The following is a 15,843-nucleotide window of genomic DNA, read 5'->3' as shown; positions in this document are numbered from 1 at the left end:
CCGCATGCACACCCGCGAGATCGCGGCCTATGGCGGCCTCGTCAACCGGATGCCGCTCTATGCGCTGACCTTCATGGTCTTCACCATGGCCAATGTCGGTCTGCCCGGCACGAGCGGATTCGTCGGCGAGTTCATGACGCTGCTCGGCACCTTCAAGATCTCGCTGCCGACGGCGTTCTTCGCCACCACCGGCGTGATCCTGTCGGCCTGCTACGCGCTCTGGCTCTACCGCAAGGTGGTGTTCGGCGCGCTGGTCAAGCCGTCGCTGATGTCGATCAAGGATCTCACCTTCCGCGAATGCGTGACGCTGTTCCCGCTGATCGCGCTGACCATCCTGTTCGGCGTCTATCCGAAGCCGGTGCTCGATATGTCGGCCGCCTCGGTGCAGCAGCTCGTCAACAATTACCAAACCGCCGTGACTGCCGTGAAGGCAGCCGCGCTGACCGTCCAGTAAGGCCCTCGTCATGAGCTTTTCCAGTGCAGGTTATCAGTTGCAGCCGGTGCTGCCGGAGCTGGTGCTCGCGGTCGGCGCCATGGTGCTGTTGATGATCGGAGCCTATCGCGGGCAGGGGACGACGCGGCTCGTCACGGCGCTGGCGATCTGTCTCCTGGTGCTGACTGGCGTGCTGGAGCTCTGGCTGCCGGCCGGCAAGCTCGTGACCTTCGGCGGCAGCTTCATCGTCGACGACTTCGCCCGCTTCCTGAAGGTCCTCGCGCTGATCGCCTCGGCGGCAACCCTGATCCTGTCGACCGAATACCTGTCTCAGCCGTCGAGCCGCAACTTCGAGTTCTCGATCCTGGTGCTGCTGTCCACGCTCGGCATGATGGTGCTGATCTCGGCCGGCGATTTGATCTCGCTCTATCTCGGCCTCGAGCTGATGAGCCTTGCGCTCTACGTCGTCGCCGCCAGCCAGCGCGACAACGCCAAGTCGAGCGAGGCGGGCCTGAAGTATTTCGTGCTTGGCGCGCTGTCGTCGGGCATGCTGCTCTACGGCGCCTCGCTGATCTACGGCTTCACCGGTACCGTCAGCTTCGCCGGCATCGCCGCGGCGGCAACCACCGGCAGCATCGGCATCGTGTTCGGCCTGGTGTTCCTGCTCGCCGGCCTCTGCTTCAAGGTCTCGGCAGTGCCGTTCCACATGTGGACACCGGACGTCTATGAGGGCGCGCCGACGCCGGTGACGGCGTTCTTCGCGTCCGCCCCGAAGGTCGCGGCGCTCGCGGTGTTCACCCGCGCGACGCTGACGGCGTTCCCGGGCATCGTCACCCAGTGGCAGCAGATCCTGGTGTTCGTGGCGATCGCCTCGATGGCGCTGGGCTCGTTCGCGGCGATCGGCCAGACCAACATCAAGCGCCTGATGGCCTATTCCTCGATCGGCCATATGGGCTTTGCGCTGGTCGGCCTCGCCTCCGGCACGGTTGAGGGCGCCCAGGGGGTCCTGATCTACATCGCGATCTATGTCGCGATGACGCTCGGCTCCTTCAGCATCATCCTGGCGATGAAGCGCAACGGCCAGGCGCTGGAGCAGATCAGCGATTTCGCCGGCCTCTCCCGCACCAACCCGCTGCTCGCCTTCATCTTCGCGATGCTGCTGTTCTCGCTGGCCGGCGTGCCGCCGCTCGCCGGGTTCTTCGGCAAGTGGTACGTGTTCGTCGCCGCGATCAAGGCCAATCTGTTCACGCTCGCCGTGATCGGCGTGCTGACCAGCGTGGTGGGCGCGTTCTACTATCTGTCGATCGTCAAGGTGATGTATTTCGACCAGCCGCTCGGCAAGCTCGACCCGGTTCGCGTCGAGCTGCGCACCGTGCTGGCGGTCGCAGGCATCTTCAACATCTTCTTCTTCGCCTATCCGGGTCCGCTGGTGAGCGTGGCCACGGCGGCGGCCAAATCACTATTTTGACGCCTGCGGTTCCGAAATCGGGATGCTGGCTTTCGGAACCAATCATGCGCATAACGCTGACATGACCTTCACGCTCGGGCCGCGGGCCATAGCGGCGGGCTATAGGCTCGCCGCCTTCGATCAGATCGGCTCGACCAATGCCGAGGCGATGCTGCGCGCCCGCGACGGCGAGCAGGGGCCGATGTGGTTCGTGACGCCGGAACAGACCGCGGGCCGCGGGCGGCGGCAGCGGGTCTGGGTCGCGCCGCGCGGCAATCTCGCCAGCACGATCCTGGAGGTGACGGACGTCCAGCCGGCAGTCGCCGCCACCCTCGGCTTTGCCGCCGGGCTATCGCTCGAAGCCGCGCTGCGGAAGGTCAGCATCGAGGCGGCGCTGCGGCTCGGGCCGGACAGCCCGAAGTTCACCCTGAAATGGCCGAACGACGTGCTGGCCAACGGCAAGAAGCTCTCGGGCATCCTGCTGGAGGCCGAGGCCATCGGGAGCCGGCTGGCGGTCGTCGTCGGCATCGGCACCAATGTCGTCGCAGCACCCGAGGGGACGCCGACGCCGGCCGTATCGCTCGCGGCGCTCGGCATCCAGATCGGGGCGGAGGAGCTGTTTGCCGCGCTGTCGGACGCCTGGGTCGAGTTTCGCGGCATCTGGGACGACGGCCGCGGTTTCCCCGAGATCCGCAGGCTGTGGCTGGAGCGCGCGGCTGGGCTCGGCGAGAAGGTCGCGGTCCAGACCGGCTCGGCGACCCTTGAAGGCACGTTCGACACCATCGATGATACCGGCTGCCTGATCGTCCGCACCGCTGATGGCGAGCGTCTGCCCGTAACGGCAGGCGAGGTCTATTTCGGCTCCGCAGCCTCGGTGAGGGCGAACTGATGGCGCGTCCCGAGGAGCTCACCTTTGCGCCGCTCGGCGGCGTCGGCGAGATCGGCATGAACCTGTCGATCTACGGCCTCGGCAACCGCCACCAGCGCTCCTTCCTCGCGGTCGATCTCGGCGTCTCCTTTGGCGACGAGGAGCATCTGCCGGGCATCGACCTGATCATGCCCGACGTCCGCTTCCTCGAGAAGGAGCGCAACAATCTGATGGGCCTCGTGCTGACGCACGCCCATGAGGATCATTTCGGCGCCATCATCGATCTCTGGCCGAAGCTCGGCTGCAAAATCTATGCGACGCAATTCAGCGCGGCGCTGTTCGAGGCCAAATGCGCCGCCGAGCGCAACCCTCCAAAAATCCCGGTCACGGTGATCCCGTCGGGCGGGCGGGTCGATATCGGCCCGTTCAATGTCGAGTTCATCCCGGTCGCGCATTCGATTCCGGAATCGCACGCGCTGGCGATCAAGACCGATGTCGGCACCGTGCTGCATACCGGCGACTGGAAGATCGATCCGACCCCGATCATCGGCCAGCCGACCGACGAGCGGCGGCTGCGCGAGCTCGGCGATGGAGGCGTACTGGCGCTGGTCGGCGATTCCACCAATGCGGTGCGCGACGGACGCTCGCCGTCGGAGACGGAGGTCGCCGCCACCATCAAGAAGCTGGTCAAGGCGGCCAAGGGCCGGGTCGCGGTCACCACCTTCGCCTCCAATGTCGCCCGGGTGCGGGCGGTGGCGGACGCCGCCAACGCCGCCGACCGCGAGGTGGTCGTGGTCGGCCGCGCCATGGAGCGCGTGGTGCAGGTGGCGCGCGAATGCGGCTATCTCGACGGCTCGCATAAATTCCGCAGCGCCGACTATTACGGCCATTTCCCGGCCGACAAGGTGCTGGCGCTGTGCACCGGCAGCCAGGGCGAGCCGCGCGCGGCGCTGGCGCGGATCGCCAATGACGACCATCCGCAGGTCACCCTGAACAAGGGCGACACCGTGATCTTCTCCTCCCGCACCATTCCCGGCAACGAGAAGGCGGTCGGCTCGATCATCAACAACCTGGTCATGCAGGGCGTCGAGATCATCACCGACCGCGAGCATCTGGTGCACGTCTCCGGCCACCCGCGTCGCGACGAGTTGCGCGACATGATCTCCTGGGTGCGGCCGCAGCTCTTGATCCCGGTCCATGGCGAGGCGCTGCATCTGGCCGAACACGCCAAGCTGGCGCGCGCCGCCGGCGTGCCCAAGGTCTTGACCTGCCGCAACGGCGACCTCGTCAAGCTCGGGCCCGGCGAGCCCGGCATCGTCGGCGAGGTGCCGGCGGGCCGGCTCTACAAGGACGGAACCATCCTGGAGGACGCCAAGTCGCGCGCCGTGGTGGAGCGGCGGCGGATGGGCTTTGCCGGCTGCGCCTTCGTCGCCATCGCCATGACCGCGCAGGGCGAAATCGCCGACGACCCCGAGGTTGATCTGGTCGGCATGCCGGAGAACAATGCGGCGGGCGAACTGCTCGACGACATCGTGTTCGATGTGGTGGTATCGACGATCGAGGGCCTGCCGAAGCCGCGGCGGCGCGATCCGGACGCGCTGGGGGAATCGGTGCGGCGCGCGGTGCGGGCGGCGCTGAACGAGCAATGGGGCAAGAAGCCGATCTGCGTCGTGCACGTTCTGACGGTTTGAGCCTAAGCATGATCCGGAAAAGTGCGAAGCGGTTTTCCGAAAAGATCATGCTCAACTAAAGGGAGAGAGAGATGCTGGGCCGGCTCAATCACGTCGCGATCGCGGTCAGGGACGCCAAGCAGGCTGCGAAGATCTACGGCACCGCCTTCAATGCCGAGATTTCCGATGCGGTGCCGCTGCCGGAGCACGGCGTCATCACCGTGTTCGTGACCCTGCCGAACACCAAGATCGAGTTCATCGAACCCCTGGGCGAAGCCTCGCCGATCGCGAAATTCGTCGAGCGCAATGCCGACGGCGGCATCCACCATGTCTGCTACGACGTGCCCGACATCATCGCGGCCCGTGACCGCATGATCGCCGAGGGCGCGCGGGTGCTGGGCGACGGCCAGCCGAAGATCGGCGCGCATGGCAAGCCGGTGCTGTTCTTCCACCCGAAGGACTTTTCCGGCGCGCTGGTCGAGATCGAACAGGCCTGAGGCCATATGGCGTACCAGATCTCCACAGGGCTAGCGATCTACTTCGTGCTTTGGTGGCTCGTGCTGTTCCTGACGCTGCCGTTCGGCATACGCAGCCAGCATGAGGACGGCGTCGGCGCGCCCGGCACCGATCCCGGCGCGCCGATCCTGGCGCGGATGGGCCGCAAGCTGTTGTGGACCACGCTGATCTCGGCGGTGATCTTCGCGATCGCGATGTGGGCCTATCATTCCGGCTATCTCTCGATCGAGCGGCTGTCGAAACTGATGGGGATGCCGTTCTGATACGCAGTTTTCGTTGGATCAGAAGTAGCCCGCATGAGCGAAGCGACATGCGGGATCACTTTCCCGGGTATCGCTTCGCTCACCCAGGCTACGTACCGATGGGGATGCTGTTTTAGAAACTGACGCCAATGGAGCGGGGATCAACCTCGCCCTGGCAATGCGGAGGAGGCGACCACGATGAACCTGCAGTCCCAGCCGGGCTCCGGGCAGAGCGCATATCGAATCCTGCGGGAAGCCGATCTGCGGGATTATCTCGCGGGGCTGCCCGCCATCGGCGCGCAGCTCGGCGGCGCGCCGGCGGACTGGTCGATCAGCGAGGTCGGCGACGGCAATCTCAACCTCGTCTTCATCGTCAAGGGCGGAAGCGGCGGCCTCGCGGTCAAGCAGGCGCTGCCCTATGTGCGCCTCGTCGGCGAGAGCTGGCCGCTGCCGCTGTCGCGGGCGCATTACGAGCACATGGCGCTGGTGCATCAGGCGCGGCTGGCGCCGATGCTCGTGCCGTCGGTGCTGCATCATGATGCGCCGCTCGCGCTCACCGCGATGGAGTTGCTCGAGCCGCACATCATCATGCGCAAAGGCCTGATCGAGGCCACGCGGTACCCTCGCTTCGTCGAGGATATCTCGACCTTCCTGGCGCAGACGCTGTTCTTCACGTCCGATCTCGCACTCTCGGCCGCGGAGAAGAAGCAGGGCATCGCCGATTTCGCCGGCAACTACGCGCTGTGCAAGATCACCGAGGATCTGATCTTCACCGATCCCTATCGCACCGCCGAGCAGAACCGCTGGACCGCGCCCTATCTCGACGCAACGGCGGCGGCGTTCCGCGAAGACCTTGACCTGCATGTCGCGATCAGCAGGCTGAAGCTGAAATTCATGGCGAGCCCGCAGGCGCTGCTGCACGGCGACCTGCACACCGGCTCGATCATGGTCACCGCAACAGAGACCAAGGTGATCGATCCCGAGTTCGCCTTCTACGGCCCGATGGGCTTCGATATCGGCGCCGTCATCGGCAACCTCCTGATGGCCTATCTGGCCTCCGCCGGCCACGAGCGCACGCCGGGCGAGCGCGCCTCGTTCGAGGCATGGCTGCTCGAGACCATCGAGGGCGTCTGGGCCGGGTTCTCGCGAAAATTTCTCGCGCTGTGGCGCAACGAGGCGAAGGGCGACGGTTATCCGTCGTTGCTGTTCACGGGCGAAGCTGGCGCCGCGCGGCTGGAAGCGGAACGGCAGGCCTACATGGCGCGGCTGTTCCAGGACACGGTCGGCTTTGCCGCCGCCAAGACCATCCGGCGCATCCTTGGTCTCGCGCACAACATCGATTTCGAGTGGATCGCGGACGAGAGGCTGCGCGCGATCTGCGAGGCGCGGGCCCTCAAGCTCGCGCGCAACATGATGCTGGAGGCGGTGTCCTACACGACAATCGGCGCTGTCACCTACGCCGCGCGCGAACTGCGCCACTGGCAGCCGGATTTTGCCAGGTAGCGGGGGTGGGGATATTCGTGTTTTCCGAATTTAATCTTGACGTGGACCCCAACTCAGATGTTTAATCCCTCCGTCTCGCCCGACACGAGGGGCGCTTCGCGGTCGTCACGAACGCGGGTCGAGATGCGGTGGACGCCGATTGCGCAGTTGACGAACGCGCATGAGGCGGACGGTGAAGTCGTGTGGTCCTGACGCCCTAGCGGCAGGTGTCTTTTCCGATTGCGCGGTGCGCGTTGCGAAGACGGTGACAAGCAAGCCCAGTCTCGCCGGGGAGAGCACGAAGTAAGCCGTAGCCCATCGCGCAGGGAAAGCCGGGTTGTTTCCGGTTACACCTGTGGTCCTACCCCCGTGCTTTCTACCTTTTGCACGGGGCCCATGGGTGCGATCGGCACCCGGCTTTCCCTGCGCCCTCTGCTTTCAGAGGGTGAAACGAACAGCAAAGCTCGGGCGAAAGGCGCCGCGAGGACGCGGACGTATGACTCGTAAATCGAGCAAAACGCTCGGTGTCGTCCCTGCGAAAGCAGGGACCCATAACCACAGGCATTCTTGTTGAGCGATGCTAGAACGACGGGTCTCGTTCACCACATCCGCCGCGGACTATGGGCCCCTGCTTTCGCAGGGACGACGAATGGAGAGAACGCGTGCCAACGATCGCGGCCCCGTCATCCTGAGGTGCGAGCCCTTGCGAGCCTCGAAGGATGCACGGCCCCACTCCGGCCGATCCATCCTTCGAGGCTCGCCCAGCGGCGCAATTGCGCCGCAAGGCTCGCACCTCAGGATGACGGACCTAACATGTCACTCCGCCGCTTGCTCCCGCAGCCGCTGCGCATAAACGTTGATGATCAGTGCGGCGAGCAAGATCAGGCCGCGGATCAAGATTTTCAGGAAGCTGTCGATATTGACGTGGTCGAGGCCGTTGTTGAGCACGCCGAGCACGAACAGCCCGACGATGGTGTTGCCGATGCCGCCGCGGCCGCCGAACAGGCTGGTGCCGCCGACCACCACCGCCGCGATCGAATCCAGCAGATAAGTATCGAACTCGTTCTGCTGGGCGCTGCCGAAATGGGCGACGCCGAGCATGCCGCCGATCCCGGAGCAGACCGCCGAGATCACCATCACGCTGCCGAGGATGAGCTTGACGTTCAGCCCGGCGAATTCGGCGGCCTCGCGGTTGCCGCCGACCATGTAGACGTAGCGGCCGAACCGCGTATAGGTCAGCACCAGATGGCCGCCGAGCAGCATCACCGCGGCGACGATCACGATCCAGGGGATGCCGCCGATCGATCCGGAGCCCAGCGTCGTGATCAGGTCCGGCACCTTGTAGGCGATCTGGCCGCGCACCAGCAGCGCCGAGACGCCGGCCGCGATCTGCATCATGGCCAGCGTCATGATGAAGGAGGGGATGCCGATCATGGTCAGCCCCAGCGCGTTGACGAGGCCGAGCAGTGCGCACAGCGCCAACGCCAGCAGGATCGCGACGATGCCCGGCATCGGGACATTGGCGATGTTGACGTAGGATTCCTGCAGCGTGAAGTACGCCACGGCAATGCCGGTGACGTTGGCGATGCTGGCGATCGACAGGTCGATCTCGGCGCACAGGATCACGAAGGTGAGGCCGACGGCGATGATGCCGGTGACCGAGACTTGCGTGAGGATGTTGCCGACATTGTCGATGGTGGCAAACGACGGGCTCGCGATCGCGAAGAAGGCGCTGAGGAAGATCAGCGTCAGGAACGGCGCGATGTTGCGCATCTGCGAGCGCAGGAAGGGCGCCAGCCCGCGCGACCGCCGGTGATCCGCTCGCGCCGTCGCGCCGTCACTGCTTGCCATCATGTCTCTCCATCAAGCGCGATGAGGTGGTCATCGCGCTTTCTCTGTTTGTTTGAGCATGATCTCATCGGAAAACCGCTTCGCAATTTTCCGGATCATGCTCTAGGCGGCCTCCAGCAGCCGGTCCTTGCTGACCGCTTCGCCCGCGAATTCGCGCACCACCGCGCCGCGCTTCAGCACCAGGATCCGGTCTGCGAGCGACAGCACCGTCTCCGGCTCGGTCGACAGCACGATGATCGCCAGTCCCCTGGCGCGGAGATCGCGCACGATGTTGATCACGTCGTTCTTGGCGCCGACATCCATGCCGCGGGTCGGCTCGCACAGCACCAGGACGCGCGGCGGATAGGCGAGCCATTTCGCCAGCGCCACCTTCTGCTGATTGCCGCCGGACAGCATGCCGAGATCGAGGCCGACCACTGGCGGCCGGATCTGCAATTGCTCGACCTGGCGCTGGGCGATCGCGCGCTCGCGCACCGGCTTGAGCAGCAGCGCCGAGATCCGCTCGAGGATGCTGATCGAGATGTTCTTGTAGACGGGCTCCTGGTGGAACAGCATGGCGCGGCGGCTTTCAGGTACCAGCGCAACGCCGGCCCGCCGGGCGGCTGCGGTGCTGCGGAAGGTCTTGGCGGCGCCGTCGACCACCAGCGTTCCGCCGTCGGGCCGGAGCTTGCCGAACAGGATGCGCGACAGCTCCAACTGCCCGCAGCCCATGAAGCCGTAGATGCCGAGCACTTCCCCGGAGCGGGCCTCGAACGTGACGTCCTGCAGGCTGCGGCGGAGCGAGAGCTGATCGACCTTCAGCACCGCCGCGCCGCCGCCCGGTTGCGGGAGCATGAGGTCGTCGGTGTAGCTGTGCTCCAGCGCCTCGCCGCCGCGGCCGATCATGGCCTCGATCAGCGCGCCCTTGGTGGTGTCCGCGGACGCCGTCTCGGCGATCTTCCGTCCGTTGCGGAACACCGTCACCACGTCGGAGACCCGCAAAATGTCCTCGATGAAATGCGAGATGAAGACGATGCTGGTGCCTTGGTCGCGCAGCTTGTGGAGCGTCGCAAAGAGGCGTTCCACCTCGGGTGGGGAGAGGGCGGAGGTCGGCTCGTCCAGGATGATGATGCGTGCGCCGGAAAACAGCACGCGGGCGATCTCGATCAGCTGCTGCAGGCCGATCGGCAAATCGCCGAGCCGCGTCATCGGGTCGACGTCGATGCCAAACCGTGCCAGCTGCTCGCCGGCCTCGCGCGCCATCCGCCGCCACTGCACGAAGCCGAGGCGGTTGGTGAGCTGGTTGCCGAGGAACACGTTCTCGGCGACCGTGAGATCAGGCGCGACGCTGAGCTCCTGATGCACCATGCCGATGCCGGCGGCGTGTGCGTCGCGGGTGGAGCGGAAGCGGGTCTCCTTGCCGTCCAGCATGAAGCGGCCGGAGAACTCGGGGTGCACGCCGGCGATGATCTTCATCAGCGTGCTCTTGCCGGCGCCGTTCTCGCCGACGAGACCGTGGATCTCGCCGGCGTGCAGCGCGAAGTCGACCCCACGAAGGGCTTCGACGCCGCCGAAGGCCTTCGTGATCTGGTGCAATTCGAGGATCGCCGAGCGTCCCTGCGTCATGAGGCCCGCTCAGATCAGGAAGTGATCCTCCATCCATTGCATGCCGGCGGCGTTGGCCTTGGTCACGACGGGACCGTCGGTCACGACGTTCTTCGGAATGCCCTGGCCGCTCTTCTCGCCGCCGACCACGGCGGCGACACCCGCGACGATCGCGCCGCCATGGATGCGGCAGGACGGATTGCGGACGGTCGCGAACATGCGGCCTTCGCTGACCGCCTGGATCGCCGGCGGCATGGCGTCGACGCCGCCGATCAGGATGTTGGTGCGGTTGCGCGCCTTCATGATGTTGTAGGCGGCGAGCGCCATGTCGTCATTGTGGAAGAAGGCGGCGTCGATCTGCGAGTATTTGGTCAGATAGGTTTCCCAGAGCCGAGCGGTCTTGGAGACGTCCCAGTCGGCGGGCTGGGTGTCCAGCACCTCGATGTTCGGAAACTGCTTGATGACCGAGTTGAAGCCCTTGGCGCGGCCCTGCGCGCCGGTGTGGCCGAGCGCGCCCTGGGTCATGATGACCTTGCCCTTGCCGCCGATCGCGTTGCACAGCGCCTGGGTCACCGAGGCGCCCATGAACTCGTTGTCGGGCGCGAGGAACGAGTGGACGTTAATTTGATCGAGAGGAGCAATAAGCGTGTCCATGTCGATCACGGGAGTGCCGGCGTCGATCATCTTCTGCACCGGCTGGGTCAGCGTGCCGATGCCGAACGCCTGGATCGCGACGAAGTCCCATTTCTGCGACGCCATGTTGTCGATCGCGGCGCGCTGCTTGACGGCATCGAGCTGGCCGTCGAACCAGGTCACCTCGACGTTGAACAGCTTGCCCCAGAATTCGGCGGCCTGCTTGCCCTGTGCGCACCACGTCGCCTGCAGTCCGGCGTTGGAGAACGCCGCCTTCAGCGGCTTTTCCGAGCGTCCCATTTCGGCGGCGAGCGCGGACGTCGTCATGCCCATTCCGCCGAACAGGCCGGCCGCAGCTCCACCCGCCGCCGCCATCTGCAAAAGGTCGCGCCGCGTCGTCGACGCCTTGTCCATCCCCTTGTCGGTCCCTGGCATTGCTTGCTCCCTCTTCGTTTTTCTGACCGTCGGCGTCAGTTGCACGCGCCGCGGATAAAACGAGTGTGTCACAATCGGAACGATGACGCTACGGCCTCTCGTCCACGAGATGTTTCTGCTGCAGCACGATGGCTTCGATGTCGCCGAGCAGCTTGTGCCACGCAGCATCGATCTCCGCAGTCCATTGCTCGCCGAGAATGTCGCGCAGCGCATCGGCGATCACCGCGAAGAATGCCACGAACAGTTCGCGCGGCGTGCCGTAGGCGTCGTGCGAGAACACTTCCGACTCGATCAGGCGAAAATGTCCGCGGCGCTCGCCCGCGAAATCGAGGATGGCTTCGATCGTCAGCTGCAGCATCGAGCCTTTCACAGGCTCGCTGCCTTCGGTGCGAAACATCGCCTGCGTCTCGGGATGTTCGTGAAACAGGCGGCGATAGACCAATGGTGTCAAATCATCGCAACGCGCGGCTGCGAGTTCAAAGCTGCGTTCGATCGGATTCAATGATGGAGTCATAGCGGATTGCGATCATCACATAAAAAAAGAGCAGGGCTGAAAGCCCTGCTCCAAAAATTGTGTCGACCCTATTTGCCCCAAAAATTCGATTTGATCTTGATTGATGGGGTGACGCTGCTTGTGCGCGTCGGGCTCCTCCCGAGACTTGGACCACCAGGACACACCTCGCGGCTGGCCTGAGCCCGAATTGGTAGACTATCTTTCCAGGCTTGTCATCATTTTCGGCAACGATTGTTCAATTTTCGAGCAATTTGCGAAATGATTGGGATGGCGCCACTGGCGGTTGTGACGGGAGATGTAAAACACGTGGCAGGGTAAGGGGATACGACTGATTTCGGGGCCGCCGTGACGCAAGTGCCACGCTCGGCTATTTCCGTCGGCTGGAAGAAACGGGGCGCGTCGGCGATCTCGACTTCCGGCGCTCATGGTGGTTAGTTCCGTCCCGGATGGTTTTGCGATGCGCCGGCGGCTGAAGAATTTTCTGCCCATCGTCCTGGTTGCCCTGCTGGTGCAGATTCTTGCGCCGATCGGGGCCTGCTGGGCGGCGAGCCTTGCCGCGTCCGATCCGCTCGCGGCCGCCACCATCTGCCACGGCGATGCCGGCTCCGGAGCCGGGCAGGGTGACCAGACCAGTCACGACGCCCATGACGGCTGCTGCTCGGCCTGCAGCGTGCTGCAGACAGGTGCGCCGGTTGATAGCCCGCAAGTTGCGGCCCAGGCCGTCGAACGCCTGCCGAGCCGCATCGCCTGGCTTGATTTCGCCTCCGAGCTCGATCGTTCGCGCGCCGGCCTCTCGGCGCAAGCCCGCGCGCCGCCGCTGTTTTCCTGACGACCTTGTCGCTGCCGGTGCGTCCCGCGCCGGCAAGTGCCCTTGAGCAAGCCGGCCGGAGCGCCGGTGTCAGGATTCATCCATGTTTCGCTATCATCCGCTGGAAGCGGCAAGCGTGCTCGCGCTGGGCGCGACGCTTTGCGCATTGCCGTCCGCTGCCGAAGCCCAGGCACCCAGCACGGAGCTACCCTCCGTCACCGTCGAGGCGCCCCGGACGGCGGTGCGCGCCAAACCGGCGGCGGCGAAGCCGCGCGTTCGTGCGGCGTCCGTCCGGCGGCCACCGAAGCCGGCGGCAGGGCCGGCCGCGACGGCGGCCCCGGCGGGCGGCGCGAGGCCGGGGGAGACGCTTGCCGCGACTCGCGACGGTTTGAACCGGGCGCCCACAGGCCAGACGCAGACGACCATCGACCGCAGCCAGTTCGACAACCGACCGGCGTTCTCCGTCGCCGATGTGCTGCGGGACAGTCCGGGCATCTCGATCAAGCAGGGCAACGGCCCGCGTGATTTCGGCATCTCGATCCGCGGGTCGAATGCGCGGAACGGCTTCGGCATCCGCAACCTCGTCATCTTCGACGATGGTTTCCCGGTGACCCAGCCGGACGGCCTATCGCGCAGCGACCTGATCGATCCGCGTGCCTATGGCGCGATCGACGTGGTCCGCGGGCCATCCTCGGCGCTCTACGGCAACTACGCGACCGGCGGCGCGCTGAATTTCCGGACCCGGCCGGGCGGCACGATCGACGGCGTCGAGTATGGCGTCGACGGCGGCAGCTTCGGTTACCTCAACAATTATCTCGCCGCTGGCAAGAAGGTCGGCAATTTCGAGGGCTCGCTGTTCGCGAGCGATGCGCGCGGCGACGGCTACATCGGCAACAGCTGGTTCAACACCCAGACCGTCAATTTCCTCGGCACGCTGCAGGTCACGCCGGACGACCGCTTCACGGTGAAGCTGATCAACAACGACCTGACGACGCGCCTGCCGATCCGCTCTTCGCTGAACCAGTTCTACCAGAACCCGTTCCAGCAGGGTTGCACGACCGGCGCGACGGCCGCGCCGGGATGCGCCACCGTGACGTTGTTCAACAACGGCTTCAACGCGGCGGCAGGAACCGACAGGGAGACCGCGGTTCAGGCCGGCCTCGGGCGCGACGACCGCCGTACCATCGTCGGAGGCCGTTGGGAGCACGACTTCGACAACCAGACCACCTGGCGCAACCAGTTCGTCTTCGACGATCGCAACATCAACCAGCCGACTGGATCGACGAGCGCGATCGGCGACTTCCCGTCCTACAACTACATGAGCGACGTCGTCAGACGCGGCGATATCTTCGGGCTGGATTCGACGACCTATTTCGGCGGCTTCTACAATACGCTCACCGCGTCGAGCGACACGCGCAATGTGATGCCGGGCGGAAACGCGACGCTCGGAAGCCTGTCCAGCAATTTGCTCAGCACGACGACGAATTACGGTGTTCGTGCACGGGAGGAATTGAGGCTCACGTCTGCGCTGACGGCCGTTGCCGGCATTGGCTGGGAGGCCACCAGTCTGACGGGCCGAAACACCGCCTACAGCTACGCCGGCGCGGCCGGAACCACCACCACGGCGATCACGACGGCGGACCGGCAATTCCAGAATACCGCGCCCGAGCTCGCATTGCTCTACCGGCTGAGCAGCGAGTGGCAATTCCGCGGGCGGGTGGCAACAGGATATGGTACGCCGCAGGTCGGCAATTTGTTCGTCCTGCCGAGCGGCGCCTCGGGCAATAACACCCAGCTGCGGACGCAGAAGAATCTCGGCTACGACGTCGGCGCCGACTGGACACCGAACAACGCGCTCAAGCTCAGCGTCACCGGGTTCTACGAGTTCTTCAAGGACGAGCTCGTTTCCCAGGCCACGCCACTTGCGGGCATCTCCTACACGTTCAACGCGCCGCGATCGGAGCATCGCGGCGTCGAACTGGCCGCCGACTGGAAATTCCTGCCGGGCTGGCGGTTCTCGGCGGCCTACACCTATCTCGACGAGGTCTACACCGAATACGTCGAGAACATCACGAACGGCGCGGTGTTCAGCTTCAATCGCGCCGGCAACAAGATCCCCGGCATCTCACCCAACGAGCTCACGGCGCGGCTAGGCTACGACCAGTTGTCGGGTCCGTTGCAGGGACTTGGCGGGTTCGTCGAAGTCCAGTGGAAGGACAGCTTCTACATGGACAACGCCAACCTCTTGAAGGCGCCGGGCTATGAGCTGGTCAACCTCAACCTGCACTACAAGACTGATCTCGTCTCCGATTACTTCAAGGCGCTGAACCTGTACATCGAGGTGAGGAACGTCTTCGACCGGACCTACGTGGCGTCGGCGAACAACATCTCAAATTCGGTGACCGCGGCCGGCATTCAAAATCCCGCGAGCGTACTGGCGAACTCGACCAACTCGATCTATGCCGGATCGCCGCGCGCCTTCGTGGCGGGCATGAAGATTGCGTTCAAATGAGGAGCGCATCGATGACCTATCGCAAACCGGTCGCCCTGACGTTGCTTGCGTCGCTCGTGCTCGCGGCCTTGCCGAGCCTTGCCGTCGCACAGATGAGCCATCAGCACGCCTCTGAAGCTGCCTGCGAAGAGGCGGCCCTGCGCTGCGCGACCAAGGTCACGCCCGCCTTTGGGCGGGATGGGACATTGTGGCTGGTGTGGATGGCCGGAGGCCAGATCTCCGTCGCGAGCTCAAAAGACCAAGGCAAGAGCTTTTCCACACCGGTGCAGGTCACCCGGGAGCGGCTCAATCTCGATTGGGGACCGGATGCGCGGCCGAAGCTTGCGATCGATGCCAAGGGCAACATCGCTGTGGCCTTCTCGATCTTCCGCGATCAGAATTTCAACGGTCAGGTGCTGACCACGCGATCGACCGATGGCGGGCGCAGCTTCGATGCGCCGAAGCCGATCACCGCGAGCAATGAGAGCCAACGGTTCGAGGCGATCGGTTTCGATCCTGCGGGGGCGGTGTTTGCCGCGTGGCTCGACAAGCGCAACCGCGTGCCGGCGCAGCAGCGCGGCCAGAAATATGACGGCGCCGGATTGTTTTTCGCGTCATCGGGAGATGGCGGAGCAACCTATTCCGACGCGCGGCTCGTCGCCGACAACACCTGCGAATGCTGCCGCCTCGCTTTGGCGTTCGACGGCGCGGGCCATCCGGTGGTCGTATTCCGGAACATCTTTGAGGGCGGCGTGCGCGACCATGCGATCGTGACGTTCTCCGACCTGGCCACGCCCGGCGAGATACATCGGGTGAGCCGTGACGACTGGCAGATCGCGGCCTGTCCGCATCACGGTCCGAGCCTGACC

Annotated in this window: 14 protein-coding genes; 10 read left to right on the top strand and 4 right to left on the bottom strand. The window is 65.1% G+C overall.

Annotated elements, in window-relative coordinates; translation table 11 throughout:
• From PMN64_RS36460 to mtnK, 7 genes are all read left to right on the top strand, one after another.
• A partial coding sequence (locus tag PMN64_RS36460; RefSeq protein ID WP_411784230.1) for a proton-conducting transporter membrane subunit occupies positions 1-454 on the top strand: 454 nt, incomplete at its 5' end.
• Positions 455-464: 10 nt separating this feature from the next.
• Complete coding sequence (gene nuoN / locus PMN64_RS36455) at positions 465-1,901, top strand: NADH-quinone oxidoreductase subunit NuoN (protein ID WP_028340123.1); 1,437 nt, start codon at positions 465-467, stop codon at positions 1,899-1,901.
• 61 nt (positions 1,902-1,962) lie between these two features.
• Positions 1,963-2,769 carry a biotin--[acetyl-CoA-carboxylase] ligase gene (locus PMN64_RS36450; protein ID WP_028340122.1) on the top strand — a complete coding sequence of 269 codons (807 nt, stop codon included), beginning with the start codon at positions 1,963-1,965 and terminating at the stop codon, positions 2,767-2,769.
• Positions 2,769-4,439, top strand: a complete 1,671-nt coding sequence (locus PMN64_RS36445) for a ribonuclease J (RefSeq protein ID WP_411784229.1) — start codon at positions 2,769-2,771, stop codon at positions 4,437-4,439. Before PMN64_RS36450 ends, PMN64_RS36445 begins: the two co-directional genes overlap by 1 nt.
• Positions 4,440-4,510: 71 nt before the next feature.
• Entirely contained in the window at positions 4,511-4,915 is a 405-nt protein-coding gene (gene mce, locus PMN64_RS36440; protein WP_411784228.1) for a methylmalonyl-CoA epimerase, read from the top strand.
• A 6-nt stretch (positions 4,916-4,921) separates the two neighbouring features.
• Complete coding sequence (locus PMN64_RS36435) at positions 4,922-5,197, top strand: DUF1467 family protein (RefSeq protein WP_028340120.1); 276 nt, start codon at positions 4,922-4,924, stop codon at positions 5,195-5,197.
• Positions 5,198-5,374: 177 nt separating this feature from the next.
• Positions 5,375-6,679: an S-methyl-5-thioribose kinase gene (gene mtnK / locus PMN64_RS36430; RefSeq protein WP_411784227.1), complete on the top strand. Its 1,305-nt coding sequence runs from the start codon at positions 5,375-5,377 to the stop codon at positions 6,677-6,679.
• A gap of 795 nt (positions 6,680-7,474) precedes the next feature.
• Here the strand turns inward: mtnK and PMN64_RS36425 are convergent.
• The 4 genes from PMN64_RS36425 to PMN64_RS36410 form a co-directional block, all read right to left on the bottom strand.
• A complete protein-coding gene (locus PMN64_RS36425; RefSeq protein WP_411784226.1) occupies positions 7,475-8,509 on the bottom strand; it encodes an ABC transporter permease in 1,035 nt (344 codons plus the stop codon).
• A gap of 102 nt (positions 8,510-8,611) precedes the next feature.
• Positions 8,612-10,114 carry a sugar ABC transporter ATP-binding protein gene (locus tag PMN64_RS36420; protein WP_028339636.1) on the bottom strand — a complete coding sequence of 501 codons (1,503 nt, stop codon included), beginning with the start codon at positions 10,112-10,114 and terminating at the stop codon, positions 8,612-8,614.
• 9 nt (positions 10,115-10,123) lie between these two features.
• The gene (locus PMN64_RS36415; protein WP_016848453.1) at positions 10,124-11,161 is read right to left on the bottom strand and encodes a sugar ABC transporter substrate-binding protein; all 1,038 of its coding nucleotides are present in this window, start codon (positions 11,159-11,161) and stop codon (positions 10,124-10,126) included.
• An 88-nt stretch (positions 11,162-11,249) separates the two neighbouring features.
• Positions 11,250-11,675: a globin gene (locus PMN64_RS36410; RefSeq protein WP_304495545.1), complete on the bottom strand. Its 426-nt coding sequence runs from the start codon at positions 11,673-11,675 to the stop codon at positions 11,250-11,252.
• A gap of 427 nt (positions 11,676-12,102) precedes the next feature.
• Between PMN64_RS36410 and PMN64_RS36405 the strand changes: the two genes are divergently transcribed.
• The 3 genes from PMN64_RS36405 to PMN64_RS36395 all read left to right on the top strand — a co-directional run.
• A complete protein-coding gene (locus tag PMN64_RS36405; protein ID WP_259266154.1) occupies positions 12,103-12,504 on the top strand; it encodes a DUF2946 domain-containing protein in 402 nt (133 codons plus the stop codon).
• 82 nt (positions 12,505-12,586) lie between these two features.
• Positions 12,587-14,995 carry a TonB-dependent receptor family protein gene (locus PMN64_RS36400; RefSeq protein WP_411784225.1) on the top strand — a complete coding sequence of 803 codons (2,409 nt, stop codon included), beginning with the start codon at positions 12,587-12,589 and terminating at the stop codon, positions 14,993-14,995.
• An 11-nt stretch (positions 14,996-15,006) separates the two neighbouring features.
• Positions 15,007-15,843: sialidase family protein (locus PMN64_RS36395; RefSeq protein ID WP_411784224.1), on the top strand; the 837-nt coding region annotated here is incomplete at its 3' end.

Origin of the sequence: Bradyrhizobium sp. UFLA01-814 (assembly GCF_046718885.1) — a bacterium.
Classification (GTDB): domain Bacteria; phylum Pseudomonadota; class Alphaproteobacteria; order Rhizobiales; family Xanthobacteraceae; genus Bradyrhizobium; species Bradyrhizobium elkanii.
The sequence above is the reverse complement of the archived record's forward strand: the minus strand, read 5'-3'. Positions and strand labels throughout refer to the sequence as shown.